Origin of the sequence: Archangium violaceum (assembly GCF_016887565.1) — a bacterium.
In the GTDB taxonomy this organism is placed as follows: Bacteria; Myxococcota; Myxococcia; order Myxococcales; family Myxococcaceae; genus Archangium; species Archangium violaceum_B.
In genome coordinates this window covers 10,647,766-10,674,517 of sequence record NZ_CP069396.1, presented here as the reverse complement: position 1 = coordinate 10,674,517, position 26,752 = coordinate 10,647,766, and the positions used below count along the sequence as shown (strand labels likewise).

23 protein-coding genes are annotated in these 26,752 nt (G+C 70.1%); 6 read left to right on the top strand and 17 right to left on the bottom strand.

All coding sequences use genetic code 11. The annotated features are described in order from the left end of the window. Positions 1–17: 17 nt before the first annotated feature. From JRI60_RS42435 to JRI60_RS42420, 4 genes are all read right to left on the bottom strand, one after another. Positions 18–1,742 carry a sensor histidine kinase gene (locus JRI60_RS42435; RefSeq protein WP_204221762.1) on the bottom strand — a complete coding sequence of 575 codons (1,725 nt, stop codon included), beginning with the start codon at positions 1,740–1,742 and terminating at the stop codon, positions 18–20. Between the two features lie 74 nt (positions 1,743–1,816). Further along, a complete protein-coding gene (locus JRI60_RS42430) occupies positions 1,817–5,503 on the bottom strand; it encodes a DUF3857 domain-containing protein (protein WP_204221761.1) in 3,687 nt (1,228 codons plus the stop codon). A 125-nt stretch (positions 5,504–5,628) separates the two neighbouring features. After that, a complete protein-coding gene (locus tag JRI60_RS42425; protein ID WP_204221760.1) occupies positions 5,629–6,327 on the bottom strand; it encodes a ComF family protein in 699 nt (232 codons plus the stop codon). Between the two features lie 69 nt (positions 6,328–6,396). Then, positions 6,397–6,828 (bottom strand): DUF6968 family protein, encoded by a 432-nt coding sequence (locus tag JRI60_RS42420; RefSeq protein WP_204221759.1) that lies wholly within the window; start codon positions 6,826–6,828, stop codon positions 6,397–6,399. A 499-nt stretch (positions 6,829–7,327) separates the two neighbouring features. Between JRI60_RS42420 and pfp the strand changes: the two genes are divergently transcribed. Further along, positions 7,328–8,641: a diphosphate--fructose-6-phosphate 1-phosphotransferase gene (gene pfp / locus JRI60_RS42415; RefSeq protein WP_204221758.1), complete on the top strand. Its 1,314-nt coding sequence runs from the start codon at positions 7,328–7,330 to the stop codon at positions 8,639–8,641. Between the two features lie 2 nt (positions 8,642–8,643). On the opposite strand, the gene JRI60_RS42410 is transcribed toward pfp, so the two are convergent. The 4 genes from JRI60_RS42410 to rnk all read right to left on the bottom strand — a co-directional run bounded on the left by JRI60_RS42410 (position 8,644) and on the right by rnk (position 12,037). Next, positions 8,644–9,591, bottom strand: coding sequence for a sensor histidine kinase (locus tag JRI60_RS42410; RefSeq protein ID WP_343213361.1), 948 nt, complete (start codon positions 9,589–9,591; stop codon positions 8,644–8,646). A 166-nt stretch (positions 9,592–9,757) separates the two neighbouring features. Further along, positions 9,758–10,381 (bottom strand): glutathione S-transferase family protein, encoded by a 624-nt coding sequence (locus tag JRI60_RS42405; protein WP_204221757.1) that lies wholly within the window; start codon positions 10,379–10,381, stop codon positions 9,758–9,760. Positions 10,382–10,416: 35 nt separating this feature from the next. After that, entirely contained in the window at positions 10,417–11,541 is a 1,125-nt protein-coding gene (locus JRI60_RS42400; protein WP_204221756.1) for an RNA ligase RtcB family protein, read from the bottom strand. Between the two features lie 79 nt (positions 11,542–11,620). Continuing rightward, the gene (gene rnk, locus JRI60_RS42395) at positions 11,621–12,037 is read right to left on the bottom strand and encodes a nucleoside diphosphate kinase regulator (protein WP_204221755.1); all 417 of its coding nucleotides are present in this window, start codon (positions 12,035–12,037) and stop codon (positions 11,621–11,623) included. Positions 12,038–12,773: 736 nt separating this feature from the next. On the opposite strand from rnk, the gene JRI60_RS42390 reads away from it, so the two are divergent. After that, on the top strand, positions 12,774–14,465 hold the full coding sequence (locus JRI60_RS42390) for an HAD family hydrolase (RefSeq protein WP_204221754.1): 1,692 nt from the start codon (positions 12,774–12,776) through the stop codon (positions 14,463–14,465). A 58-nt stretch (positions 14,466–14,523) separates the two neighbouring features. Then, positions 14,524–15,807, top strand: coding sequence for an SLC13 family permease (locus JRI60_RS42385; protein ID WP_204221753.1), 1,284 nt, complete (start codon positions 14,524–14,526; stop codon positions 15,805–15,807). Positions 15,808–15,820: 13 nt separating this feature from the next. Here JRI60_RS42385 and JRI60_RS42380 read toward each other — a convergent pair whose 3' ends face one another. The 3 genes from JRI60_RS42380 to JRI60_RS42370 are packed head-to-tail and all read right to left on the bottom strand — an operon-like array spanning position 15,821 to position 18,100. Then, entirely contained in the window at positions 15,821–16,285 is a 465-nt protein-coding gene (locus JRI60_RS42380; protein ID WP_204229330.1) for a 23S rRNA (pseudouridine(1915)-N(3))-methyltransferase RlmH, read from the bottom strand. Next, a complete protein-coding gene (gene rsfS, locus JRI60_RS42375; protein WP_204221752.1) occupies positions 16,282–16,812 on the bottom strand; it encodes a ribosome silencing factor in 531 nt (176 codons plus the stop codon). The genes JRI60_RS42380 and rsfS overlap by 4 nt, the downstream gene beginning before the upstream one ends. A gap of 19 nt (positions 16,813–16,831) precedes the next feature. Beyond that, positions 16,832–18,100 carry a glutamate-5-semialdehyde dehydrogenase gene (locus JRI60_RS42370; protein ID WP_204221751.1) on the bottom strand — a complete coding sequence of 423 codons (1,269 nt, stop codon included), beginning with the start codon at positions 18,098–18,100 and terminating at the stop codon, positions 16,832–16,834. On the opposite strand from JRI60_RS42370, the gene JRI60_RS42365 reads away from it, so the two are divergent. Further along, positions 18,099–18,437: a tetratricopeptide repeat protein gene (locus JRI60_RS42365; protein ID WP_204221750.1), complete on the top strand. Its 339-nt coding sequence runs from the start codon at positions 18,099–18,101 to the stop codon at positions 18,435–18,437. The genes JRI60_RS42370 and JRI60_RS42365 overlap by 2 nt on opposite strands. Positions 18,438–18,443: 6 nt before the next feature. On the opposite strand, the gene JRI60_RS42360 is transcribed toward JRI60_RS42365, so the two are convergent. Next, on the bottom strand, positions 18,444–19,493 hold the full coding sequence (locus JRI60_RS42360; protein WP_239470053.1) for a hypothetical protein: 1,050 nt from the start codon (positions 19,491–19,493) through the stop codon (positions 18,444–18,446). Between the two features lie 106 nt (positions 19,494–19,599). Between JRI60_RS42360 and JRI60_RS42355 the strand changes: the two genes are divergently transcribed. Continuing rightward, the gene (locus tag JRI60_RS42355) at positions 19,600–20,136 is read left to right on the top strand and encodes a hypothetical protein (RefSeq protein ID WP_204221748.1); all 537 of its coding nucleotides are present in this window, start codon (positions 19,600–19,602) and stop codon (positions 20,134–20,136) included. Position 20,137: 1 nt separating this feature from the next. On the opposite strand, the gene JRI60_RS42350 is transcribed toward JRI60_RS42355, so the two are convergent. Both JRI60_RS42350 and JRI60_RS42345 read right to left on the bottom strand, forming a co-directional pair. Beyond that, complete coding sequence (locus tag JRI60_RS42350) at positions 20,138–21,178, bottom strand: TetR family transcriptional regulator (protein ID WP_204221747.1); 1,041 nt, start codon at positions 21,176–21,178, stop codon at positions 20,138–20,140. Positions 21,179–21,399: 221 nt separating this feature from the next. Continuing rightward, a complete protein-coding gene (locus JRI60_RS42345; RefSeq protein WP_204221746.1) occupies positions 21,400–22,809 on the bottom strand; it encodes a sigma-54-dependent transcriptional regulator in 1,410 nt (469 codons plus the stop codon). 36 nt (positions 22,810–22,845) lie between these two features. On the opposite strand from JRI60_RS42345, the gene JRI60_RS42340 reads away from it, so the two are divergent. Continuing rightward, a complete protein-coding gene (locus tag JRI60_RS42340; RefSeq protein ID WP_204221745.1) occupies positions 22,846–23,409 on the top strand; it encodes an NUDIX hydrolase in 564 nt (187 codons plus the stop codon). Between the two features lie 25 nt (positions 23,410–23,434). Here the strand turns inward: JRI60_RS42340 and JRI60_RS42335 are convergent, their stop codons facing one another. From JRI60_RS42335 to JRI60_RS42325, 3 genes are all read right to left on the bottom strand, one after another. After that, positions 23,435–23,821, bottom strand: coding sequence for a VOC family protein (locus tag JRI60_RS42335; protein ID WP_204221744.1), 387 nt, complete (start codon positions 23,819–23,821; stop codon positions 23,435–23,437). Positions 23,822–23,901: 80 nt separating this feature from the next. After that, positions 23,902–26,319, bottom strand: a complete 2,418-nt coding sequence (locus JRI60_RS42330; RefSeq protein ID WP_204221743.1) for a PAS domain-containing protein — start codon at positions 26,317–26,319, stop codon at positions 23,902–23,904. A 14-nt stretch (positions 26,320–26,333) separates the two neighbouring features. Further along, complete coding sequence (locus JRI60_RS42325; RefSeq protein WP_204221742.1) at positions 26,334–26,750, bottom strand: response regulator; 417 nt, start codon at positions 26,748–26,750, stop codon at positions 26,334–26,336. Positions 26,751–26,752 lie beyond the last annotated feature (2 nt).

The window sequence follows — 26,752 nt, the reverse complement described above, 5'->3', positions numbered from 1 at the left end:
GGCGGGGAGGACGCGCCTCAGGCCGTCCCGCTCGGGGTGGAGGGCGCGGGCCACGCGTCCCCGGCGTCGTCGGCGGTCGGCAGGTTGATGCGGAAGGTGGTGCCCCGGCCCGGTTCACTCTCCACGGTGATGTCCCCGCCGAACGACGTGATGATGCCGTGGCATACCGACAGCCCCAGCCCCGTGCCCACGCCCACCGGCTTGGTGGTGAAGAACGGCTCGAAGATGTGTCCCAGGTTCTCCGCGGGGATGCCGCACCCGGTGTCGCTCACCTCCAGCGTGACGCGGCCGGGGGCGCTCTCCCGTGCCTTCACGCGGATTTCATTCTGGTCCACCTGGCCCGGTTCGATGGCGTGCGCCGCGTTGATGAGCAGGTTGAGGATCACCTGGCTCAGGCGCGCCCCGTTGCCGCGCACCGGCGGCACTCCCTCGCAGTCCTCGACGAGGCGCGCGCGGTGGCGGATCTCATGGGCGGCCATCTTCGCGGCGCCGCGCACCACCGTGCTCACGTCCACCGGGCCGTGCACGGCGTTGTCCGGGCGGGAGAGCACCTTGAGGTCCTGCGCGATGAGGCGGACCCGCTCGGCGCCCTCGCACGCCTCGGTGACGGCCGAGAGCAGCTCCCGCCGGTTCTCCTCGGAGGGCAGGCTCTCCATCCGCCGCAGCTCGTCCTGGACGTAGCGCAGGTTGCCGAGGATGAAGGCCAGCGGGTTGTTGATTTCATGGCCCACGCCCGCCGCGAGCCGTCCCACGGTGGCGAGCCGGTCCGCGAAGAGCAGCTGGTCCTGTGTCTCCTGGAGACGCCGCAGGCTGTCCTGGAGCCGGGCGTTGGCCGAGGCCAGCTCCGTGGTGCGCGTGCGAACCGTCTCCTCCAGCAGGGCGTTGTAGCGGCGGAACTCGCGCTCGGAGGCCTCGGCCTCGGCCCGCACCAGTTGTTGCTTCTCGCGCAGCAGCTCGCGCAGCTCGACGGTCATCCGGTTGAAGGCCCGGGCCAGCGTGGCGAGCTCGTCGTCGCCCTTCACGGGCAGCTCGTGGTCGAATTTCCCGTGCCCGATGTGCTCCGCGCCCCTGATCAGCTCGCGCAGGGCGCGCTGCATCGGGTCCAGGATGGCCAGGGCGAGCCCCATCACCAGCACCAGCGCCAGGGCGGGGACGAGCCGCGACAGCCGGTTGCCGAGCCGTGAGCGCTCGTCCCAGGCCCGGCGCAGCGACTGCATCTCGTCGCGCTCCCGCTGGATGGCGGCCGTGAGGGGCTGGCCCAGCTCCCGCTCGAAGTCCTGGAGCAGGTCCCACCAGGCCTCGGGCGAGACGGGCGTCCCCGCCTCCACCGAGCGCGCGAGCTCCTCGGCCCGCTTCACCCACCGGTGCTGGGCGTCATGGAGCCAGGCGAGCTGCTCGTGGTACCGCTCCTCCCGAGCCTGCTTGTCCTTCGCCGAGGACAGCTGCAGCTCCAGGCGCTTGATGGCCTCGAGCCGCGCGAAGTCCTGGTCCATGCGCGCGTCCTGCTCGCGCAGGATGCGCGTGATGTTCCCGCCGTCGCGCTGCGCGTGCTTCAGCGCCTCCAGGAAGGGCCAGGTGCTCAAGTGCATCCGGCCGTAGATGTCGATCTGATCCTGGATGAGGCTCAGGTACTGACGGGTGTGGATGCCTCGCCGGGTGCCATTGAAGAGCTCCACCCCCATCGCGAAGACGAGGCCGATGGCCACCACCGCGAACAGCCACACCTTCGAGCGCATCGTCATCACGGACCCTCCCCCATGCCGTGTAACGAGGATATCCCGTGAATTCGCGGAAAGGGACCGGAGGCCCCCCCGGCTCAACGTTCAGCAGTGGGCGAAGCGGGACCCCGCAGGATGACCTTGCGAGCGAAGCCCTGGTCTACTCGGTTGAGGAAGGAGCGGAAGGCCGCGTAGTCGTCGGCCTTCACCCGGGCGGCGGTGAGGGCCACCTCGCCCTCGCAGATGAGCTGGTTGCCCTCCTGGCGGTAGGTGAGGCGCACCCGGCCGAAGGGCGTCTCCTCCTGCTGGTTGGACGGCAGCTCGGCGACGGAGTAGCCCTGGGGCAGGGTGTAGCGGAAGGTGAAGTGGTTCACCCAGGGGCCGCTCATCATCAGGTCGAAGCGGCGCTCGGCGAGCGAGGCATAGGACTGGGTGTAGGCGCGGCCGGTGCCGAAGGGGAGGAAGCGCAGATGGCCGGGGGCGGCCTCGGCGAAGCGGGGGATGGCCATCTTGAAGTCCACCTGCACGTCGTCATCCAGGCGCGTGGTGTCGTTGAGCTTCACGTCCTGGACATTGAGGCCGGGGAAGCTCTGGGCCCAGGCGCGCTCGAAGGTGGAGCGGCGCGAGGCCACGGAGCGGTAGGCGCGGCGGTACTCGGGCGCCATCTGCCCGCCCACGGTGGAGGCGCCAGACACCTCGGCGCTGCCGTCCGGCTTGAGGGCCAGGTCCATGGAGAGGCGGGTGGCGTTGTCCTCGGGGCGGGCCTCGGGGGTGGTGAGGAAGGTGGCCTTGCCGCCCGGCTCCACCACCAGCACGTTGGCCAGGCGGTCCGCGCTGGGCAGCTCGCGCGCGCCGTGGAACTCGGCGGTGCCGTCCAGGTACAGGTCGTACTTCGGCACGTAGACGATGGCGTGGTTGAAGGCCGCGAGGCTGGCCGGCTCGCCGTCGATGGCGCCCAGGTTGCGCATGCGCAGCAGCACCAGACGGCTGTCCACGCCCGCCACCTTCAGCATGGCGTGGATGAGGCTCGCCTTGTCCTTGCAGTCGCCGAAGCGGCGCGACAGCACCCGGTCCACCCGGTAGGGCTTGAAGCCGTGGATGCCGAACTCGAGCGCCACGTAGCGCGTGTTCGTCACCACGAAGTTGTAGATGGCGCGCACCACTGCCTGCTGGTCCTTGCGGTCCACGCCCTGGAGGACGGTGTCCGTGGTGCGGCGCAGCTCGTCATTGGGGGTGAGCTGGTCGCGCACGAGGCCCCACCAGTAGCGGCCCACCTCGTCCCAGGTGCGGTAGGTGGAGATGTGGAGGTTGGCGGCGACCTCGGCCCAGCCGGGCATGCCGGGCTCCGGCACCACCTTGGCCACGTGCTTCGCGCCCCAGCGGTAGAGGACACGGCCGGTGTCCACGTCCTCGCGGGCGTGCGTCACCCCGGGCAGCTTCTTCTCGTTCCAGTAGAGGGGCCGCTCCTTGGGCATGTCCACGAGGAACTGGTAGCGCACCTTCGGGTAGACACCCTGGACGCTCTCCACGTCACCCCAGTAGTCGGACAGGAGGTTCTCCTGGGCGGTGTCGTCCAGGCGGTACTGCAGCTCCAGCACGTCCCCGGCGGCGAGCGCGGGGAAGGAGAGCACCTTGGCGCGGGAGTCGTAATACATGCCCGTCCAGGGCTCGTTCATGTTGCGGTCGCTCTCGCCGTAGCTGTCCACCACGGAGCCATCCGGCTTGGTGATGCGGGCGCGCAGGATGCGCACCTCCTGGCGGTCCGGCGAGTAGGTGATGGGGTAGGTGCGGAAGGCCTCCACGCCGCGGGCGTTGAGCACCTTCACGGCGAACTGCTGCAGCCGGCCGGACAGACCGCTCTTCTGCACGCGCACGTAGGTGGTGTCCACGAGGTAGACGGCGTCCTCGTTGGTGTAGCCCTCGGCCTCCTTGAGGAGGTCCTTGAAGTCGATGAGGTACTGGGTGCCGGCGCTGGCGGACTCGCCCTTGAGGGTGCGCACGGCCTCCTTGAGGGCGGGGTTCTGCGGGCGCAGGGCCAGCGAGCGCTCGAAGGCGGACACGGCCTCCTCGCGGCGGCCGGCGGAGAGCAGGGCGCGGCCCTCGCGCTCGTACACCTCGGGCTCGTCGGGGGAGAGGGCGCGGGCCTCGGCGAACCAGGCGGTGGCCGCGTCGGCCTGACCATTGGCGGCGCGCAGCTCGGCCAGCTTGAGCCGGGTGGAGTTGTCGAAGGGGTCCAACGCGAGCAGCTGGGTGTACTCGCGCGCGGCGGCCTCCACCTGACCCATGTCCGCCAGCAGCAGGGCGAGCAGGGCGCGGCTGGAGCGGTCGTCATGGCGCAGCGCGAGCGCCACGCGCAGGCGGGCCACCGCGTCCTGCGGGCGGTCCAGCACGCGGGCGGAGCTGGCGGCGGAGCGCACCACGCGGGGGATGCGCGGCAGGCGCTGGAGGGCCTCCTCCACCATCATGTGCGCGCGGGCGGACTCACCCAGGGCCTCGTGGGCGCGAGCCAGCGTGAGGCGGGCGGCGGCCGAGTCGGGGGCCAGCTCCACCACGGGCTTGAGCAGCTCGATGGCGCGCTCGGGGTGGCCGCGCTCCAGCTCGTGCTCGGCGAGGGCCACGCGGGCCTGGACGGAGGTGGGATCGGCGCGGAAGGCGGCCTCGAGGAAGCGGCGGCGCAGGTTGAGGTCATCGCGGTGGGCGCTGGCGGCCAGCAGCTGCAGCCGCACGTCCTGCGGGGCGGCGGAGGCGGCGCGGTCGGCCTCCACGGTGGAGGTGTGCTCGCGCTCGTCGAAGGCGCGGAAGAAGTCGAGCACGGTGGCGTACTCGCCGCGCAGCTGCGCGTCCTGGGGGGCCCTGGCCACCGCGTCCTTCATGGCGGAGGTGACGGTGGGCAGCACCTGGGGCGAGGCGGAGGGGCCCTTGGCGAGGACGGGGAGGGGGGAGGGCAGGGTGGCGCGGATGCGGGCGGGAGGGTCACGGCGCAGGTAGAAGCCGAGCGGGCCCGTGTCCTGGCACACCTTGAGGAGGACGCGGTTGAAGCCCTTGCGCAGGCGCACGGAGACGCGCGACTGGTCGGGCCGGGGCGCGTTGTAGCTGTCACTGGTGGTCACCTTCTCGCCATTCACCCAGAGACGGAAGGCGCCGGAGGTGCCCACGCCGAGCGCCACGCGCGTCTCGGCCGGAGCCTCCAGCCAGGTGAGGGCGTAGGCCACGGCCTCGCGGTTGGGGCGCAGCGCGGTGCCCAGGTCGACGTAGCCGTCGGTGGGGGTGACGGAGAGCCGGCGCCAGGACACCTGGCGGCCCTTGGCGCCCGCGTAGCTGGCGGTGAGATCCAACGCGGCCGCCTCGGGGCCGAAGTCCGTATCGCAGCCGGACTTGCCCTCGTTGTCGAAGCCGCCGACGACGTAGTACTCGCCGATGAAGCCCAGGGCGTCCTGCAGCTCGGAGGCGCGCTGCATGCGGCCGCGGGCGCGCTCCAGGTCCATCAGCAGCAGGTGCGCGGTGGCGCGGGCGCCCGCGTCGCTGTCGCGCCGGGAGATGACCTCGCCATAGGTCTTCACCAGGGGGGTGAGGTCCTCGAGGTCTTCCTTGAAGGCGTGCAGCCGGATGAGCTGGGCCGCCCCGCGGGGCGAGGAAGCGAGCTTCAGGGCCTCGTCGGCCTGTTCCCGGGCGGCGGTGGCGCTGGTCTCGGCGGCGGCCCGGGTCAGCAGCGGGCAGGCGAGCACGAGCAGGGCGACGAGCCAGGTGGTGCGCGAGAGCGCGGCGAGCCGTGGGGTACGGGACATCCGTTTTCCTCGTCCGTCGGAATAAAGGGCCGGCAGGGAGAGCCGGCGCGGGTGAACAGCCGGGCGTCGGAGAGCCTTCCCCTGCATGCGCCGATGGAGGCGGGCAGGCAACTGAAATGTCGGGTTCAAGCGAGCGAGAAGGCACGGGCGAGTGTCAGGACCTCGACACGGGTGGCGCCGGCCGCCAGGAGGGCGTCGGCGGCGGCCCGGGCGGTGGCCCCGGTGGTGAGGACGTCGTCCACCAGGAGGAGGGCGCGGCCGGCGACCGAGGGGGCGGCGGAGAAGGCACCGGCCACGTTCCGGGCCCGGTCGGATTCGGAGAGGCCCACCTGGCGCTGTGTCTCCCGGGCCCGGGAGAGGAGTCCCACGGGGGCCTGGCGGCCCGTGGCGCGGGCCAGCTCACCGGCCAGGAGCTGGGCCTGGTCGTACTTGCGCTCGCGGAAGCGCCGGTCATGGAGGGGGAGGGCGACGAGCAGGTCGGGCGCCTGGGAGAGGAACTGGCGGGACTCGGAGGCGAGCAGCTCCGCGAGGGCGGGGGCGAGCTCCGGGTGGTCCTCGTACTTGAAGCGGTGGATGGCGCGGGCGACGGGGCCCTCGTGGGCGAAGGGGGCGCAGGCGCGGGCGAAGGGGGGCGGCAGGTCGCGGCAGCGGGGGCAGATGTCGCGGGGGAAGGAGCCGGGCTCGGCGCAGGTGCGGCAGCGCGCGGGGGGGAGGCGCTCCACGGCGAGATCGCACGTCTCACAGAAGGCGGCGCGCACGGGCATCACCTTCGCGCAGGCGATGCACGCGGGCGGATAGAGCAGCTCGAGGAGCGCTTGCAGCACGGGTGGGTCCCCCCTCAACGGTCGGGGGTGACCATGCCACAGAGGCTCAGGGAACAGCACCACGCATCCTCAAGGTGCTTTCCGTTTCTTTCGCGGGAGCCGTTCCTCTCTGGCGATCTCACGATCGATCATCCGTTCGATCCGTGAGTAGGCCGATTCGGAAAGGAAGGAGGGATACGTCTTGGGGAATCCGAGATCCTGATCGCCACACCACGTGATGTCGTGGCCTTCTTCCCGCAGAAGTTCTCCTGCCGCGCGCACCGCGAGCTGAAGGGCTTGGAGCGAGTCGATGCCCCATACCTTGAAGCCCATCGCCTTCGCCAATCCGGACACCTGGAATGTGCACCAATGGTTCCCGGTCTTCGGGTCACGGCGAGGCTTTCTTATCCGCACGCGAACCGACCGAGGCCGTCCGTTCAGCTCGAACACCCTCTCGGCGATGATGGGACCGGAAGCCTTGTTGCTGGGTTCGAGCCTCTGCGCGAAAGACTCACTGGCCATGCTGTCTAGTCCTAGAAGAAGTTATGGCAGAATCCCTTCCGTCGCTGCTCGCTCTCCAGGCTGACCTCGAAGCATCTCTTTCGGAGACTGGCGTCTTCGATGTCTCCACAGAACGCAGTCCACACCGCGGCACCAGCGGCCGCCGAGTCCAGGCATCGGTTCTTGTTCACTGGCCGGCGACGGGGTGTACATCCTCCTGCCATGTCAGCATGGGCTGGCGACGCCTTCTCATCTGCGGGCTTCGCGAGTGGCGGCGCGTAGTGGGCAAGGAGAGCCGTTGTCGTCTCAGCCCATGTCGTGATGGCGTTCTCGGTGGGTAGACAAGCTGCGAGCAACAGACACATCAGCATCTGGCGCATGGCGGCCTCGTAGGCTGCTGGTTTCCCGAGGACGATGATACCCGCTCATGTCGACCGTCCATCTGGCAATCTCCCCGGTTTTCGCTTAGTTCCGCTGCTCCTTCGGGACAGACTGTGGGGAAACCACAAGGGACGGAGACATGAAGAAGCTCGCCATCGTCGTCGCCGGAGGACCGGCCCCGGGCATCAACAGCGTGATTGGAGCGGCCACCATCCGGGCCTGTCTCTCGGGGGTGGAGGTCATCGGTATCCAGGATGGTTTCAAGTGGCTCGCGGAGGGAGACATCTCCCACGTCGTCCCCCTCACCATCGCCGACACCAGCCGCATCCACTTCCGGGGCGGCTCGTACATCGGCATCTCCCGCGCCAACCCGACCCGCTCCCCCGAGCACCTCCAGCGGACCCTCGACGCGCTCGATCGGCTCGACGTGGGCATGCTCATCACCATCGGGGGTGATGGCACCGCGACGCTCGCGCAGATCATCTCGGAGAAGACCCGCGGGAAGATCCGCGTGGTGCACGTGCCCAAGACGATCGACAACGACATCGACCTGCCCGACGACACGAGCACCTTCGGTTTCCAGACCGCGCGTCACGTGGGCGTGGAGATCGTGAAGAACCTCATGGTCGACGCGAAGACCACCTCGCGCTGGTACTACGTCATCGCCCAGGGGCGGAAGGCGGGGCACCTCGCCCTGGCCATCGGCAAGTCGGTGGGGGCGACCAACACCCTCATCCCCGAGGAGTTCCGCAAGAGCCGGGTCCCGTTCGCTACCGTGGTGGACATCCTCGCGGGCTCGGTCATCAAGCGGCTGGCCTATGGCCGCCCGGATGGCATCGCCCTCATCGCCGAGGGCCTCGCCGACTGCATCGACCCCGAGGATCTGGCGAAGCACACGGAGCTGCCGCGCGACCACATGGGCAACATCCACGTGGCGCAGATCAACCTGGGGGAGGTGCTCATCAAGGGCGTGGAGGAGCGGCTCGAGGGCCTGGGCATCAAGGCCACCCTCATTCCCAAGTACATCGGGTACGAGGTGCGCTGCGCCGACCCCATCCCGTTCGACATGGAGTACACGCGCGACCTGGGTCACTGCGCGGCCCGGTACATCATCCAGGGTGGCACCGAGGCGGTGGTGTCGATGATCGACGGGCGCTTCCGTCCCATCTCGTTCCAGGAGATGAAGGACCCGGCCACCGGGCGGCCCCGGGTGCGGATGGTGGATGTCGACTCGGACCGCTACCTCATCGCTCGCGGGTTCATGCTCCGGCTCAAGCGGGAGGACTTCGACAAGCCGGAGGAGCTGGCCAGATTCGCCAAGGTCGCCCACCTGACGCCGGAGGCCTTCCGCGACCAGTTCTTCCATCTGGTGAAGGACGAGCCCAAGGTCGTGCCCGACGTGGGCCTCCATCTCATGGCCAACTCAGAGGAGGGCTCGAAGCCTGGTGCGTGAGGTCAGGCGGCGCGGGATGAGCCGACCTCGATGCAGGAGGCTTCGTACACGGGGAGGCTCACGCGGAAGGTGGAGCCCCGGCCCACCTCGCTCTCCACGGAGATGTCCCCGCCCAGCGCGGTGACGATGCCGTGGCACACCGACAGCCCGAGTCCCGTCCCCACGCCGACGGGCTTGGTGGTGAAGAACGGGCTGAAGATGCGCTCCAGGTTCCCCGGGGAGATGCCGCACCCCGTGTCACTCACCTCCACGAGGACTCGCGTGGTGCCGTCCATCCGGGCGGAGAGGCGGATCTCGTTCCGCGTCGCCTGTCCCGGAGGAATGGCGTGGGCGGCGTTGATGAGGAGGTTGAGGAACACCTGGCACAGCCGGGCCCTGTGCGCATTCACGGGCGGGACGGCGTCCAGCGCCTCCACCAGCCGGGCCCGGCCGCGCACCTCGTACGCCGCCACCTTCGCCGCGCCGCGCAGGGTGGCCACCACATCCACCGGGCCGAGCTCCATGTCGTTGGGGTGGGAGAGCACCTTGAGGTCCCTCACGATGAGGCGGACGCGCTCGGCTCCGTCCCGCGCGTCGGCGAGCGCCTCCATCATCTCCTGGCTGTCCTCCGGCGAGGGGGCGCCCGAGGTCCGGGCCAGTTGCTGCTGCACGTAGTCGAGATTGCCGAGGATGAAGGCGAGCGGGTTGTTGATTTCATGGCCGAGGCCCGCCGCGAGCTGGCCGATGGTCGCCAGCCGCTCGGCGAAGAGGAGCTGGGCCTGGGCGATCTGGAGTTGCCGCAGGCTCTCCTCGAGCCGGGCGTTGGTCCGCTCCAGCTCGGCCGTGCGCTGCCGGACGGTCTCCTCGAGCAGGGCATTGGAGCGACGCATCTCCCGCTCCCCCTGCGTTCCGTATTCGCCACGGCCCTCGGGCACCGCGAAACGAACCACCTTGGCTTGCTGCTTCATCATGCGGACCTCGCGTACGAGACGAGCGGGGTCTTGCGACGGGCGTGCCATCGGGCCGCTCCCGGGCGGGTGGACTCCGGGAGGTGCTCCGTTGGGGCGTTCCGCCACACCCGGGCCGTGAGGCCTCTGGGGCGGTGTGGCGATACGCCACGCTGTCCCGTGCTCGCGCTCAGCGCGTGGCGGGAGGCACCGCGTCGGAGAGGCGCAGGTGCCTCGGCTGGGCCTGGACCCGCTCGAACCAGGAGCGGATGGCCGGATACCGGCTCAGGTCGAACCGCCCCTCATCCGCCACGTGCGTGTACGCATACAGGGCGATGTCCGCGATGCTGTAGCGCTCACCCGCGAAGAAGGGGCGCTTCTTCAGCTCGCCCTCCATGACGTCCAGGGCGGCATAGCCCTTCTGGATGCGCTCCTCGAGCTCCCGCTCCTTGCCCGGGGGGACGCCGTAGAAGGCGATCCACGCGCGGGCCACGGCGATGTACGGCTCATGGCTGTACTGCTCGAAGAACATCCACTGGAGCATCCGCGCCCGCTCCAGCTTGTCCGAGGGGATGAGCGGGGTGCCCTCCGCGAAGTACCAGAGGATGGCATTGGACTCGGCGAGGAACACCCCCGGCTCGAGCTCCACGGTGGGTACCTTGGCGATGGGGTTCTTCGCCTTGAACTCCGGGGTGCGTGTCTCTCCGGCGCTGATGTTCGTCTCCACCGTCTCGAAGGGAATCCCGAGCTGGTGCAGGAGGAGGCGGACCTTGTAGCAATTCCCCGAGGGGTGGAGCTGGTAGAGTTTGATCATGAAACGAGCCTAGCCGAGACGAGTCTGGCCGAGGCTCATTCCTTGCGGCTGCGCGTCTTGTAGGTGAGCACGGGGGCGAGTGTCGCCACCACCCGGACGAGCCCGGCGTCCACCAGGTCCTGCACCACGCGGTCGATGGCCTTGTACGCGGGAGGCGCCTCCTCGAAGAGCAGGTCGCGATCCTCGCAGATGACGTGACTCTTGAAGGAGGTGCGCGTGAGGGCCTCGGGGGTGAAGCGCTCGCGCATGCGCTCGCGGGCACTGGAGCGGGTCCACTTGCGGCCGGCTCCGTGCGCCAGGCTGTGGGCGTGGCCCGCGCCGTCGCCCAAGGGCAGCACCAGGTAGCTCAGCGAGCCGCGACTGCCGGGAATCACCACCGGTCCCTGGTCCGAGGGCGCCGCGCCCTTGCGGTGCAGCCAGCAGGTGTGCCCGTCGAAGGGCTTCGGGGTGACGCTGTTGTGGCAGACATCCAGCACGCGCCGTCCCGCCGCGCAGATGCCCTGCATCATCCGTCCGGCGATGGTGGCGCGATTGGCTCGCGCCCAGGCCACGGCATGGTCGTGCCGGGTGAGGTACTTGCGCGCCTCGTCGGAGTCCTCCGAGAGGCTCCCGGTGCCATGTCGGTCCACGTGGGCCCGGAGGATGGCCTCGCCAAGTCCGCGAGAGCCGGAGTGGACGAGCAACAGGAGCCGATCCGATTCCAGGCCGAGCGAGGTGAAGGTCTTCGGGTCGTGCACCGCGTCCACCCGTTGCACCTCGGCGAAGTGGTTGCCGCCGCCCACCGTGCCGAGCGCCGCCTCGAAGCCGCAGGGCTTCACGCCCATGTCGGCGAGCACCGCATCCGTGTCGCCCCCCCACGGTCCATCCAGGTCCAGCTTCGCCGCCCAGCGCTCCGGCTTCGCCTTGCGTGCTGGCAGGTCCAGCTCCCAGAGGCCCATGCCACAGCCGATGTCGTTGCCGACGAGGAAGGGATAGAAGAGGCCCTCGGAGGCGAAGGCGGCGCCCACGGGTGCCCCCTTGCCCGGGTGGAGATCGGGCAAGCCCACCGCGGAGCGCATGCCTGGAAGTCGCGAGGCGGCTTCGAGCTGTCGGATGGCTTCACCCTCCACCCACGACTGGGGCGAGGCAATGACACGGACGTGAGGAGTGGGCGAGTTCATGCCGTGCCGGACGCGCGCGGCGTCCGGTGCCTGACGTGGGGGGCCGGCACGGGCGGTCGAGCTGCCCGGTAGCACTGCGTCAGAGGTGGAAGTGCCCTGACGCCTCGGGTTGGTACGGCACCGCGACGATGCGGAGCGTCCTGGTACGTCCGCCCGGGACCGGCCATTGGATGGACTGGCCCACGGACAGCCCCAGGAGGGCGCTCCCAATGGGAGCGATGACGGAGATGCGGCCCTCGTCGCTGCGAGCGTCCTTCGGGTAGCAGAGCGTGACCCGCCGGATCTCGCCCGTCTCCGCATCCTCGAAGACGACGGTGCTGTTCATCGTCACCACGTCTGGTGGGACGTCCTGGGAGCTCGTCACCTCGGCCCGGGCCAGCTCCTGCTCCAGCATTTCGGCCAGCTCGGCGTTGCGTCCGTCGGCGTGCAGCTCGATGACACGCTGGAGTCGCTCGAGGTCGGTCTCCGTGACGATGATGTGTCGCTCTTTGCTCATGGCAATGCTCCTCCTGCGGTAGTGGCCGCGCTCGCGGCCTGGGTCAGTGGGGGAAGGTGGCGGGCACTCTCGCGGAGCGGCTTGCGTGTCCGACCGCACGGGCGGTCAGGACGAGGGGTCACCCAGGAGCGAGTCAGGGCCGTCTTCGAAGGGGGCGGAACGCCGCGCGCCGGGGACTAGAGCTGGGGGCGGGCGGCGTGCAATCCAAGCCAGGCAGTGGCCCGGCCATGGGCGGGCAGGACTCGACGCACCACGGCCCAGCGCGTACCGGCCTTCGTCGGAGCTGGGCAGAGGGTCATCATGAGTTCGGTCACCCGGGGTTCCAGCTCACGACTATAACGGCTTGTTCTCCCCATGCAACGGCCGGAGGCCCCCAGCGCACGGGTGTGTACCCCCGGGACGGAGGAACAAACCCGTCGGAGCAGGGGTTGGCCAAGAGGACGATGTGGACCGCGCATCGTCGTGAACCCAGGATCGCCGAGATGCGCACGTTGCCACCGCCAGCCCCCGACAGGAATGAGACGTCCCGGGCAGGCGCGTGTCGGCGCTCGTGCGTGCTCCACAGGGCCTCGGCCTGGCTTCTCTCCCGCGCCGCGGCTCCTCTTTCCTAGAGGCGCCAGCGGTCGTTGAGCGAGGAAGAGTCCTCGTCTGGCACGCCCTCGATGCCGGTCCTTGCCAGGACCCGCATTCTCGAAGCGGCCTTTCTCTCACGTCCTTCACCTGAAACGGAGGTCCCATGCGCTATCTGGCTCTGGCCATGAGTCTGGATGGAACCCTGGCCGCCGCCGGCCGTATCGAGGCGGCGCTCGAGCAACTGCGGAGCTCGGGACGACGCGCGCTCCTGGTGACCGCGCGTCGGCTCGGGGAACTGCCCGAGGTCTGCCCCCGCCTGGAACTCTTCGATTGTGTCATCGCGGAGAATGGCGCCGTCCTGCACTGGCCGACCCGCCGCGAGAGTCTGTCCCTGCGCGAGCCCGTTCCCGAGTCCTTCACGCGAGCTCTGCGTCGGCGTGTGCCCTCCTCCATCGAGAGGGGCCGGGTCGTCGTCTACACCCATGCGTCGCAGGCGTGTGCCCTCGTCGAGACGGTTCGCGAGCTCGGTCTCGAGCTGCAGATCCTCTTCTGTGGCGAGTCGGCGCTGGCCGTGCCTCCGGGCGTCAACAAGGGGGCGGGGCTCCAGGAGGCACTCCTGTCGCTCGGGCTGTCTCCACACGAGGTCGTCGGTATCGGGAGCGAGGCCAATGACCATTCGCTCCTGGAGATGAGCGAGTGCGCGGTCGCCGTGGCCGATGCCCTGCCCGCGCTCAAGGAGCGGGCTGCCTTCGTGACGAGAGAAAAGGCGGAGGCCGGGGTGGTCGAGCTCATCGAGGACCTGGTGCGCGACGATCTCCAGGCGGCGAAGGGGTGGATTCCCCATGACGCGCTGTTGCTCGGCTTCGATGGGGTCGGAGACGCGGTGTGCGTTCCCGCCTATGGCGACAACCTCCTCGTCGCGGGGCCGCGAGGCGGCGGACGGTCGCGTTATGCCTTCGGGTTCCTCGAGCGCATCATCCAGAAGAAGTACCAGCCCTGTGTCATCGACCCCCTGGGGACCTTCGAACCGCGCGAGGACATGGTGAGGCTGGGAAGCCGGCTGCGTGCGCCTCGCGTGTCCGAGGTCATCGCCGCCCTGGCGGACCCCTCGGTGAAGCTCGTGGTCAACCTCGCGGGGCTGCGTCCCTACGAGCAGCCGGGCTTCCGCTCCGAGCTGTTCACGGCACTGGAGCTGATGCGCAAGCGGACGGGGAGGCCGCACTGGATCGTCATCCACGGAGCCCAGCACCTGTGGCCCGCCGGAGAGCGTGCCGAGGGGCTCCCCTCGAAGCTGGGGGAGACCCTCCTGGTGGTGGAGGACCCGAGGGAGGTGGCGCGTTGCCTCCTTCGGCGGGTGGATGTCGCCGTGGCGGTCGGGCCGGCTCCCACGCGGACCCTCGGGCAGTTGGCCGAGGCGCTCGACGAGACCTCTCCCGATACCCGGCTCAGCGCCGGCCAGGAGGATGAAGTGCTCGCCTGGTTCATCACCGAGGGGCGCTGGCCCGTGTGGCTGAGGGTCCCGCCAGGGCGCGCGGAGCGCCTGCGCCTGCTCCACGGGCACGTGGAGGGGGACCTGGGCTCCGGGAGCTTCGTCTTCCATGGGCCTGAGGGGAGTCTCGACCTGCGGGCCCACAACCTGAGCAGCTTCTGCCAGATGGTGGAGGGGGTGGACGAGCGGACGTGGCTCTTCCACCTCTGGCACGGGGACTACTCACGGTGGATCCGGCACGTCCTCCGGGACGACGAGCTGGCCCGAGAGGTCTCCGCCATCGAGCGGCACTACGAGCTCCCCGCGGTGGACAGTCGCCGACGGGTCCGTAGCGCCATCGCCCATCGGTACGCGCTTCCCGCCTGAGGTGGGGTGGGCCCGCGGCCAGGTGGGCCCACTTCTCTGCTTCTGGGAGCGTTTCGACATGACTGGGATTGCACTCGTTCTGGCCATCGTGTTCATCGCCATCGTCCTCTTCTCGCTGGAGACGATTCCCCTCGAGGTGACGGCGCTCGCCATCGTCTGCCTGCTCATGCTGACGGGAGTGCTCACGCCGGCGGAGGCCTTCTCCGGGTTCTCCAACGAGACGGTCATCTTCATCTTCGCGCTCCTGGCGATGACGCAGGGGCTGTCGGCGACCGGGGTGATGCACAGGGCCGGGGGCTGGCTGGCCCGCCTCAGCCGGCGTGGCCCCCGGGGATTCCTCCTGGGGCTGATGCTGCTGGTGGTGGTGTTCTCGGCCTTCGTCCCCAACACGATCACCACGGCGGCCTTCCTCCCGGTCGCCCTCCGAGGCGCCAAGGCCGTCGGCCTGCGCAGGAGCCGGGTGCTCATGCCACTCGCCTTCGCCTCCATCCTGGGGGGAATGAGCTTCCTGTATGGGACCTCGACGAACCTGGTGGTCTCCGCGCGCCTTGACGGCCTCGGGCTGCGCCCCATCGGCCTGGTCGAGCTCACTCCGGTGGGGCTTCCCGTGGCGCTCCTCGGCATTGTCCTCCTCTTCCTCCTGGCGCCAGTGGTCCTGCCCATCCGGACGGGCGTCGGCGAGGAGGACGGACGGGCGCGGGACTCCATCACCGAGGCTCCGCGTCACTCCAAGGCGTTGCTCGCCATCTCCCTCTTCGCGACCGCGCTCGTCCTCGGCACGGTGGGGACGGTGCCCCTGTCGGTCGCGGGCATGGCGGGCGTCCTCCTCATGGTCCTCACCGGCTGCCTGGACCCGAGGCACGTGTTCCGCATCGACTGGCGGGTGGTGCTGCTGATCGGCTCGATGATGGCGCTCGGTCTCGCCATGGATAAGAGCGGGGCGGGGCGCTTCCTCGGAAGCTTCGCGGCCGAGGTCGCCGGCGTGGGCGGGCCGCGCCTGGTGCTGCTCTGCCTCATGGTGCTGACCGTCGTGCTCTCCATTCCGATGAGCAATCAGGCCGCCGCGCTCGTGGTGTTGCCCATCGGGTTGAGCGCCGCCGCGGGCCTGGACGTCAACCCCCGCACGTTCGCCATGGGCATTGCGCTCGCCGCGTCGTGCTCGTTCATCACCCCGCTCGAGCCGAGCTGTCTGCTGGTGTACGGCCCCGGGCGCTACCGCTTCAGTGACTTCTTCCGGCTCGGAGGGCCCCTCACCCTGTTGGCGCTCGCCGCGCTTGTCGTGCTCGTCCCCTGGGCCTGGCCGATGGATGCGCACGGCTTGTCTGGCGTGGCGGCCAGATAGGCGCGAGGGCCGGCTACTTGTGGTACGGCTCACCCTTGAGAAGGGTGAAGGCGCGGTAGAGCTGCTCCACCAGGACGACCCGTGCCAGCCGGTGCGGCAGCGTCATCTTCGACAGCGAGAGCACCAGGTCCGCGGACTGTCTCACCCGCTCGTCCAGGCCCTCGTCACCGCCGATGATGAGCAGCAGGTCCTTCGCCCCATCCTGCGCGCGACCCACATAGCGGCTGAACTCCACCGAGTCCAACAGCTTGCCCCGCTCGTCGAGCGCCACCAGCAGGTCCTGCGGCTTGCGGCGCGCGAGGATGGCCTCGGCCTCCAGGGCCTTGGCGTCCCCCGCCTTGCCTTTCTTCCCACCCGCTTCGGGCAGCTCCAGCAGCTCGAAGCGGGTGTAGTGGGTCAGGCGCGAGGCGTACTCCTGGACCGCGGGCTCATAAAGGCCCGAGCGGTCCTTGCCTATCGAGAGGAGCCGGACCTTCAGGCCACCTTCTCCCGCGGAGCGTCCGCCCAGAGGCCCTCGAGGTCATAGTGGGCGCGCATCTCGGAGAAGAAGAGGTGCGCCACCACCTCGCCGAAGTCCAGCAGCACCCACTGGCCCGTCTCCATGCCCTCGTGGCCGATGGGGCGCAGGCTCTCCGTCTCCTTGAGGTTGATCAGCACGTGCTCCGCCATGGCGGACACCTGCCGGTCGCTCTCGCCCGAGCCCACCACGAAGTAGTCCGCGTAGGACGTCATCCCGCGCACGTCGAGGATGACGATGTCCAGGCCCTTCTTGTCCGACAGCAGGTGGGCAATCTTGCGCGCCAGCGCATGGGCGCGCGGGTTCTCCACGGGAGCCGCGGGCACCGCCGCTGGCGTCAGGGCCTTCTTCTTCGCCGTCTTCTTGCGGGCGGGCAGCTTCTTGGCCGCCGTCTTCTTCGTCGCCAGCTTCTTGCGGGCGGCCGGCGTCTTCGCCGCGCTCTTCTTCGCCGCCGTCTTCTTCTTCGTCGCCGTTTTCTTGGTCGCCATACGTGTCCTGGGGCCCACCCTAGCGCACCTGCCCGTTCCCGTGGATGACGTACTTCTGACTCGTCAATTCTCGCAAGCCCATGGGCCCGAAAGCGTGCAATCGACTGGTGGAAATCCCAATCTCCGCCCCCAGGCCCAGCTCGCCCCCGTCGTTGAAGCGGGTGGAGGCGTTCCACACCACCGCGCTCGCCTGGGCCTCCCGGGTGAAGCGCCCCGCCACCGCCGCGTCCGCCGTGACGATGGCCTCGGTGTGTTCGCTACCGTACCGGGCGATGTGTCCCAGCGCCGCGTCCAGCCCGTCCACCACCCGCACCGCCAGGACGAGGTCCAGGAACTCCCGCCCCCAGTCCTCCTCCGAGGCCGGCTTCACCGGCACCCCGGCCCGCTCCAGCACCTCCACCGTGGCCGCGTCCCCGTGCAGCTCCACCCCCCTGGCCACCAGCTCCCGGCCCACCTGGGGCAGGAAGCGCTCCGCCACCGAACGGTCCACCAGCAGGCACTCGGCGGCGTTGCACACCCCCGGCCGGCTCGTCTTCGCGTTCACGGTGATGCGCGCGGCCATCTCCAGGTCCGCCGCCCCATGCACGTACACGTGGCAGACGCCCTTGTAGTGCTTCACCACCGGAATCCGCGCGTTCTCCGCCACGAAGCGGATGAGCCCCTCTCCACCCCGGGGGATGCACAAATCAATCAATCCCTCCAGCTTCAAGAGCTCCAGCAGCGTCTCGCGCTCGCCCGGGGGCACCGGCTGGATGCACGCCGCTGGCAGCCCCGCCTCGGTGACGCCCGCCGCCAGCGCCGAGGCGATCGCCGCGTTGGAGCGCGCCGCCTCGCTCCCCCCGCGCAGCAGCGCCGCGTTGCCACTCTTGAGGCACAGCGCCGCCGCGTCGCTCGTCACGTTGGGGCGGGCTTCATAAATCATCAACACCACTCCCAGCGGCAGCCGCACCTTGCGCACGTGCAGCCCGTTGGGCCGGTCCCACTCCTCCGTCTGCTCGCCCACCGGGTCCTTCAATCCGGCCACCGACTCCACCGCCCGGGCCATGGCCTCCACCCGCGAGGCATCCAGCAGCAGCCGGTCCAGGAAGGCGTCTCCCTTGCCGGCGGTGCGCGCGGCGGCCATGTCCGCCTCGTTGGCGGCGAGGATGGCGGGGGTGGCCTGGCGCAGGTGGCGGGCCATGGCCCCGAGAGCCTCATCCTTCTGGCTGGTGGGGGCGGTGGCGAGCACGCGGGAGGCCGCCCGGGCGGCCTCGGCGAGGGAGCGCACGTCTTGCTTGGCAACGGACATGCCTCTCCTCTATCACCGGACCATGAGCGACGCCCGGTTGGAGCAGTTCAAGCAGATGGCGGCCGAGTTTCCCGACGCGCCCATGGCGCATTTCTCCCTGGGCAAGGCCTACCTGGAGCGCCGGCAGTACGCCGAGGCGGCCCAGGCCCTGGAGACGGCCGTGCGGTTGGACCCCGCGTACGCCGCGGCCCTGGTGTCCCTGGGGGATGCCTACGCGGGCGCCGGCCAGACGCAGAAGGCCCGCGAGGTGCTCACCCGTGCCCGGGATACGGCGCTCGCCCAGAGCCACGCCAGCCTCGCCGAGGAGATCGACGAGCGTCTGTCCGGGTTGGACTGAGGCCGGTCACAGCCGCCAGGTGAGGCCCACTCCGCCCACCTGGCGGAAGTAGTACAGCTCGTTGCGCGGCAGTTGGGTGCCGTACATCGCGAACGAGAGCTCCACGTCCAGGTGTCCGTTGAGGGGCCGGACCAGCTTCAGCGACAGCGTGTTCTGCGCCTCGTCGTCCTCGAGCAGGATGATGTCGGGCGAGAGGTAGACGCCGTCCGGGTAGCGGTTGAGACCCAGTGAGCCCTGGGCCAGCAGCATCAACCTCCAGGGCAGGCGTACCCCGGCGCTGCCGCTCAGCCGGTGGCGCTGCACCGACTCGCCGAAGCTGTTGGAGCTGGCCTCCTGGTACGTGTACGTCAGCCCCAGCGCCACCGGGCCCTTGTAGGTGTAGCCCACGCTCGCCAGCAGGGCGCCGTCCTGCCGCCGCCCGGTCCACGTCGGAGACGTCCCCGGCGGGTAGCGCACGGAGGAGGGGTAGCGGCGCGAGCCATACTCGCCAGAGGCGGAGAGGGCGTGCCGGCGGTCGATGCGGAAGCGCGCGAGGAAACCCACCGCGGGGCCGCCGAAGCTGGCGGCGAAGTCCGGCCGGTAGAGGAAGCGCTGCGCTCCCGCGCGCAGGCGCAGGGCCAGCCGGGCGTCCGGGGCGTACTCCACGAAGGCCGACGCCATCAGGTCCGAGTAGTCGCGGCTGCCCCCCCGCCGGTCCTTGGCGCGCCCCTCCACGCCCAGTCCCAGCGACGTGCCCAGGGCGACGGAGCCCTCCAGCGCCGCGGCCTGCACCAGCACGTCCTCGTCGGAGAAGGTGAGGTACTTGCGGCCGCCCCCGTCGTAGCGGCCCACCAGCTGCCAGCGGTCCGCGGTGTAGCGGCCCTCGCCCGAGGCCAGCAGGCTGAACACCAGGTCCGCGGCGCCGGAGCCCAGGCGCCCCTTGGAGAAGTCGCGCGGCGCGTTCCCGTCCAGCAGCGTCCGGCCCGTCACGCGCAGCGCTCCCTCCAGGTCGGCGGCGTGCGCGCCACCGGCGAGCGCCAGGCAAAGCACCACGAGCGTGGAGAGGAGCCGTTTCAACGGGCGCACCATACTCCGGGCTCCGACCGCATGCCCTGTCCACGAGAGGGCGGCCAGCCTGGTCGAGCGGTGACGGCCCGCCCGGACGGCCGTTAGACTGTGCACCATGCGACTCACATCCGTACTCACCGTGTGTGCCCTGCTCTCGCTCGTGGCCTGCGGGCCTCCCACCTTCGTCGCGGAGGTGAAGGGCGAGACGAGCGTGCCAGGAGACCCCACGGGCATCTCCACCGTGCTCGATGCCTTTCCGGCCATCGGGAGCTTCTCCAGCATCGATTTCGACCAGAACCAGGACTTCCAGAACCAGGGCGTCTCCAAGGAGCAGGTGTCCTCCGCGAAGCTGAAGTCCCTGCAACTGAAGATCCTCACGCCGGCGGATCAGGACTTCTCCTTCCTCGACTCGCTGGAGTTCTATGCGAAGGCGGGGGACCGGGAGGTGCTGGTGGCCCAGAAGAAGAACATCGCCTCGCTGGGCCTCAAGGCGCCCAACCCGGTGCTGGAGCTGGACCTCACGGGCGCGGAGCTCCAGCCCTTCCTCACCGCGCCTTCCATGAGCATTGGCGTGCGCGGCAAGGGCCGCAAGCCCTCGAAGGAGGTGCGCCTGCAGGCCGACGTGAAGCTGGCCGTGGAGGTGCGGCTCTGAACTAGCGCAGCTGCTGGGCCTTGCGCTCCAGGGTGTCCGCGCGGGAGCCCAGCTCTCGCGCGAGCGACTCGAGCCGGGCCGCCTCCGCCTCCAAGTCCCGCAGGCTCTCCGAGTCTCCACTGGCGAGCGTCTGGGCGCGCACCGTGCCCACCTGGGGGCGGCTGTCGGAGGCCCGGGAGGAATAGGGCTGGATGGTCGGCCCCGAGTCGTCGACAGGCTGCGGTGCCGGAGAGTTCACCGTCGTCCCCGGGGACTGGTTGTAGTTCTCGGACAGTGAGCCGCCGGGTCCACCCCCGCGCTGGGAGGGCTCCACCGAGACGGACTTCGTGGCGGAGTCGAAGCGCAGGCGCATGTGCCGGTCCTGGTCGTCGAACATGGACTCCTCGCCCAGGAAGTCGGTCATGCGCCGGTCCAGCTCCCGCTCCTCGCGGACCTCGGTGATGCGGGCGCGCAGGGCCTGGAGGCGCTGGCGCACCTTGTCCTCGGAATCACGCAGGGCGTCCGCCTGCTCCAGCATGTCCTCGGGGTCATCGCTCGTCCGCGCGCCGTCGAGCGCCGGCACCTGGGAGGGCGGCAGCGCGGCGCGCACCGCGTCCCGCTCGGTGCGCAGGTCCCTCATGCGGGCGATGAGCCCGGCGCGGGCCTCCCGGTCCTTCGTGGCGTCCCACGTCTGACGCACCCGGGCCAGCTCGTCGGAGAGCGCCGTGTACAACGCCAGGTTGCGCCGCTCGGCCTCGGTCTCGGCCCCGGCGAGCGACTGGGCCAGGCCGGTGAGCTGCCCGGACAGCTCCTGCGAGCGCCGCAGTGCCCCTTCCAGCTCCGGGCCCGCCACCAGCCGGCCCTTCTGCTCGGCTTTGAGGGACTCGATGCGTCCGGCCAGGGTGTTGAGCTCGGCGCGCAGCAACTGCTGGCGGTCGCGCAGCTCGCGCACCTGCGCACGCGCCGTGCGCGCCTCGGCCCTCGGCGTGTCCAGCCCCGAGGCGGCCCAGACGGGCGTACCCAGGAGGAGGAACAGCAGCGGGGGGAGCAGGACGCGCTTCATCAAACCCCTCCTAACAGCAAGCCAGATGCCAGGGCCACTTCGCATCCCACGGCCTGTGCGCCGAAAAAAACCGAGCGATTTCGGGAGGTTGGCCGCGCGAGCGCCATGAGGAGAGGGACGGTAATGACGGAAAACCACGGGGGGAATGGTGGCGCGGTGGATTTTCGAGGGGCTCGGTCTCTTTATCTACAGTGTCGCGAGCCGCCAGACGAAGTTGCTGCTCAGGACTCCTCGGGGCGCTCGCCCTTGGAGATGAAGCCGTACTTCTCCAGCTTGTAGTACAGCGCGGACGTCTTGATGCCGAGCAGCCGGGCCGTCTCCGTCTTCACGCCGCCGGCCTTCTCGTAGGCGCGGGCGATGAGCTGGCGCTCGAGGTCCTCGAGGATGTCGGGCAGGGGCCGGTCTCCCATGGGCACGGGCAGGCCGGCGTCGGAGCGCGGGGCGGCGCTGGCGAGGTGCTGCGGCAGGTCCGTCTCCGAGAGCGTCTCGCCCTCGGCGAAGACGAGCGACTGCTCGATGACGTTCTCCAACTCGCGCACGTTGCCAGGCCAGGCGTAGCGGGCCAGCGCGCGCAGGGCGGAGTCGTCGAGTCCCTTCACGCGCTTGTTCACCCGCGGCGCGTGCTTCGCCACGAAGTAGCGGGCGAGCGCGGCGACGTCCTCGGGGCGCTCGCGCAGGGGCGGCAGGAGAAGGGGAACGATGTGCAGCCGGTAGTAGAGGTCCTCGCGGAAGCGGCCCGCCTTCACCTCGGCCTGGAGGTCGCGGTGCGTGGCGCTCACCACGCGCACGTCCACCTTGAGCGTCTCCTCGCCGCCCACGCGTTGAATCTCCTTCTCCTGGAGGACGCGCAGCAGCTTCGTCTGCACGGAGTGCGGAATCTCTCCAATCTCGTCCAGGAAGAGGGTGCCTCCGTCGGCGAGCTCGAAGCGGCCGAGCTTGCGCTTGATGGCGCCGGTGAAGGCGCCGCGCTCGTGGCCGAACAGCTCGCTCTCCAGGAGCGTCTCGGCGAGCGCCGCGCAGTGCACGACGATGAAGGGCCCGTCCTTGCGCGGGGAGAGCTGGTGGAGCATGCGCGCCACGAGCTCCTTGCCGGTGCCGGACTCGCCGCGCACGAACACGGTGGCGTCGGTGGCGGCCGCCTTGCGCACCATGCCGACGAGCCGTTGCATGGGCTCGCTGTCACCCACCAGCAGGTTGCCATGGGCGGAGGCGGCGTCGGACTCGAGCGCCTCGGTGCGGGCGGACAGGCGCTCCACCTGGCGGCGGGTGGAGGACAGCTCCAGGCCCTTCTCCACCTTGGCGCGCAGCACGTCCGGGGTGAAGGGCTTGGTGATGAAGTCGTAGGCGCCCTGCTGCATGGCCTGCACGGCCGTCTCGATGGTGCCGAAGGCGGTGACGACCATGACGACGGCGGCCGGATCCAACGACTTGATCGCCCGGGTGACGGCCAGGCCATCCAGCCCATCCATCTTCAGGTCGGTGACGACGAGGTCGAAGGGCGTCTTCTTGTAGGCGGCGACGCCGTCGGTGCCGGAGCGGGCGGCCGTCACCGTGTGGCCGGAGCGCGTGAGGGTGACAGCCATCCCCTCGCGGAGGGTGTCGTGGTCATCGATGACGAGAATGCGGGCCATGGACGTGACCTTATATCAGGGCAGAATGCGCGCCCCATGAGCGTTCCCCAGACTTCCCTACACGAGCTGCTGGCCCGCCACGTTCCCACGGATGACAAGGAGCGCGAGGACGTGGCGCGGATGCGCGCCTTCGCCGCGGAGCTGGAGCGGCCCTTCTCTCGCGAGCAGCCGCGGGCGCACTTCACAGGCAGCGCGGTGGTGGTGGACCCGGCCGGTGAGCGGGTGGTGATGGTGCTTCATGGCAAGCTCAACCGCTGGCTGCAACCGGGCGGGCACTCGGAGGCGGCGGACGCGGGCAGCATGGAGGCCACGGCGCTGCGCGAGGCCCGCGAGGAGACGGGATGCCGGGTGCGGTTGCACGAGCGCGCGCCCAGGCCTCTGGACGTGGACGTGCACGCCATTCCGGCGCGCAAGAACGAGCCGGAGCACCTGCACCTGGACGTGCGCTACCTGGTGGTGGCGGAGGATCCGGAGTCGCTGGCGCACGACCCGAATGAGTCCTCGGGCGCGCAGTGGCTGTCGTGGGACGAGGCGCTGGCGCGGGTGGACGAGGCGCCGCTGCGGCGGCTGATGGAGAAGGCCCGGGCGCTCGTCCGCTGAGGTCCTCCATCGCCGAGGCGCGGTGTCACCCCTCCGTATTGGGGAAGTGGGGGTTCTCGATGACGCCGAACAGGTTGCCGAACGGATCCTTCACCGTGGCCACCCGGATGCCACCCCCCACGTCGCGGACAGGACTGACGGGCTCGGCTCCGAGCTTCGTCAGGCGCTCCCACTCCCTGTCCGCGTTCTCCACTCCCCAGTAGCTCACCGCGCCCCCGGCTCCGGGCTTCAACGTCGAGGTGTCCGGGTCCAACCCCAGCTCGAAGCCGCCCACGTTGAAGCCCACGTAGAAGGGCTCGTCGAAGTACGGTGCCACGCCCAGCACCTGGCTGTACCAGTCCTTCGCCTTCACCAGGTCCGTCACGGGGTAGACGGTGGTGCGCAATCCGAGGATGGGGGCGGGGTTCTTCACGGAGGCTCCTGGGCAGAGGGGAAGACCCTCACCCTAACCCTCTCCCAGGGGGAGAGGGGACATCCCGTGGGGTAGGGAGCTCAGGCCCGAGGGATTGGGACGGGCGTGACGGACCGGCGCGGCAGCCGCACCGCGAAGCGCGTGCCTTCCTCCGTGCTCGACGTCACCTGGATGCCTCCGCCATGCGCCAGGACGATCTGCCGGGTGATGTAGAGCCCCAGCCCCACGCTCCCCGCGCCGTTCCCCGCCTGGCGTCCCCTGCGGAAGGGCTCGAAGAGGTTGGGCAGCAGTGCGGACTCGATGGGCGTGCCCTCGTTGCGCACCTCCAGGAGCACCTCCCCTGCCACGCCCTGACAGCGTACCCTCACCGGCGTTCCCTCGGGGCTGTGCTGGATGGCGTTGCCCACGAGGTTGCCGAGCACCTGGGCGATCCGGTCTCCATCCCACTGGCCGAAGCCCTCGCCCTCCTGCTCCAGCTCCACCTCGCGCTCCGGATGGCTGGCGGCCAGCTCCTCCACCACGCCTCGCGCCAGCTCGAAGACGTCCATCTCCTTGCGCACCACGCGGATGCCTCCACCCAGCCGCGCCTGGCTGAAGTCCAGCAGGTCGCGGATGAGGCGGGTGGCCCGGTCCGAGGCGGAGATGATGCGGGTGAGGCCCTTGCTCTGCCGCTCATCCAGTCCCTCTCGCGCCAGCAGCATGGAGGCCGAGATGCGGATGACGCTCAGCGGGTTGCGCAAGTCATGGCTGACGATGCCGAGAATCTGCTGCTCGAACTCGGCCAGCTGGCGCGCCTCCGCCTCCTGCTGCTTCTGGGTGGTGATGTCCACGCAGGCGCCCGTCATGTAGAGGGGCCGTCCGCTCGCGTCGACGAACGTCTTGCCCTTGCCGCTGATCCACCGCACGCGCTCTTCCGGCCCCATCACGCGGAAGTCCATGTCGAAGTCCGCGCCCTCGCGCTCGCACGCCTCGCACCGGCGCATCACCCCGGCCCGGTCCTCCGGGAGCACCAGGGCGAAGAGGTCGTCCAGGCGCTGCACCGTCTGGCCCAGCGGCAGGCAGAAGAGCTGGTCCAGGTTCTCGTCCCACTCCAGCGCGCGGGTGCGGATGTCCCAGCGGAAGGTGCCGGTGCCGCTCGCCCAGAGGGCCGCGCGCAGCCGCTCGTCCCGCTCCTGCAGCGTGGCCTCCATCCGCTCGCGCTCCGCCAGCAGGTTGCGCAGCTGGGCCTCGCTCGCCTCGGCGGCGGCACGGGCCTGCTGCGCGGCCTCGTAGAGGCGGGCACGCTCCAGCGCCTGGGCCCCCTGGCGCGCCAGGGCGAGGATGAGCTCCCGCGCGTCCGAGGACAGCGTGCGCGGCTGCGTGAAGTTCACCACCAGGGCGCCCATCACCCCCCGGCTGCCGCGCAGCGGCATCACCGCCGAGGCCTCGAAGGGGAATCCCTGCCCGGCGAGCAGGGGGTAGCGCCGGTCCCGCTCCAGGGCATCGGCGTAGGAGACGAGCCTGTCCGTGCGCACCGCGTCCGTCACCGCCAGGGGCACGTCGAGTGGGATGCGCTCGATGCCCCGCGTCAGCGGCCGCACGTTGTCGGTGGTGCTCACCAGCTCGACCGCCTGCCCATCCTCGGTCACCAGCCACACCGCCCCCGCCTGGGCCTCCAGTGCCGCCACGCCCTGGTGGACGATGACGTCCATCACCTGGCGGGGCGTGGGGGCCTCGGACAGCGCGGCGGTGACGGCCTGCAGGCGCGTGGTGCGCTCCTGGGTCCGCCGCTGGTCGTCGATGTCGGAGTTGGTGCCGAACCAGCGCAGGATGCGGCCGCGCGAGTCCCGCATGGGCAGCGCCCGGATGAGGTGCCAGCGGTAGGTGCCGTCGCCGCGCCAGACGCGCACCTCCACTTCATAGGGGTCTCCGGTGCGCAGGCTGTGCTGCCAGCGCTCCATCAGCCGGGGCAGGTCCTCCGGGTGCACGGCGCGCTGCCACAGCGCGGGGTTTCCGGGGGGGATGCCGGTGTTCTCGAACCCGCGGCGGCTGATGTAGTCCAGCACGCCGTCCGGCCGGCTCGTCCAGATGGTGAGGGGCAGCACCTCGGCCAGCGTGCGGTACTGCTGCTCCGCCTGATGCAGGCGCTGGGCCTGGCGCAGCAGGTGGCTGAGCCGCTCCGGGGTGAGCGCCGCCTTGCCGAGGTAGTCGGTGGCGCCCGCCTTCATCAGCTCCACGGCGATGTGCTCGTCGCCCTGGCCGGTGAGCATGATGATGGGCGTCTCCACCAGGGCGGCGCGGGCCTTGCGCAGCACCTCCAGGCCGTCCTGGACGGGCATCTGGAAGTCGAGCAGCGCGCAGTCGAAGGACTCCTCCATCAGGGCCGAGAGCGCGGCCGCCCCATCCGTCACCTCGACGAGCTGGGCGGACAGGCCGGCCTGGTGCAGGGCGCGCCGCACCGCCAGCCGGTCCACCTCGTCGTCGTCCGCCACCAGCAGGCGCAGCGGTTGTTCCTCCATGTGCTCCTCGGCCCTCACGGCATCTCCACCCGCATCCAGTATGCGTTGAGCGCGGCCATCAACTCCACGAAGGCCGGGAAGGTGACGGGCTTGACCAGGTAGCCGGCCACGTTGAGCGCGTAGCTCTCCCCCCGGTCCCGATCGTCGTTGGACGTGGTGAGCATCACCACCGGTGTGGCGCGCAGATCCGGATCCATCCGCAGCACGCGCAGGAACTCGAGGCCGTTCATCCTTGGCATGTTGATGTCCAACAGGACGAGCCGGTTGTTGGCCGGCACCGCGCCCGAGCGCAGCATCTCCAGCGCCTGCTGTCCGTTGTTGGCGATGTAGAGGGGGTTGTGGATGGCATTCATCTTGAACGCACGCTGGACGTTCATCACGTCCACCGCGTCGTCCTCCACCAGGAGGATGTTGAGTGTCTTGCGCGACACGC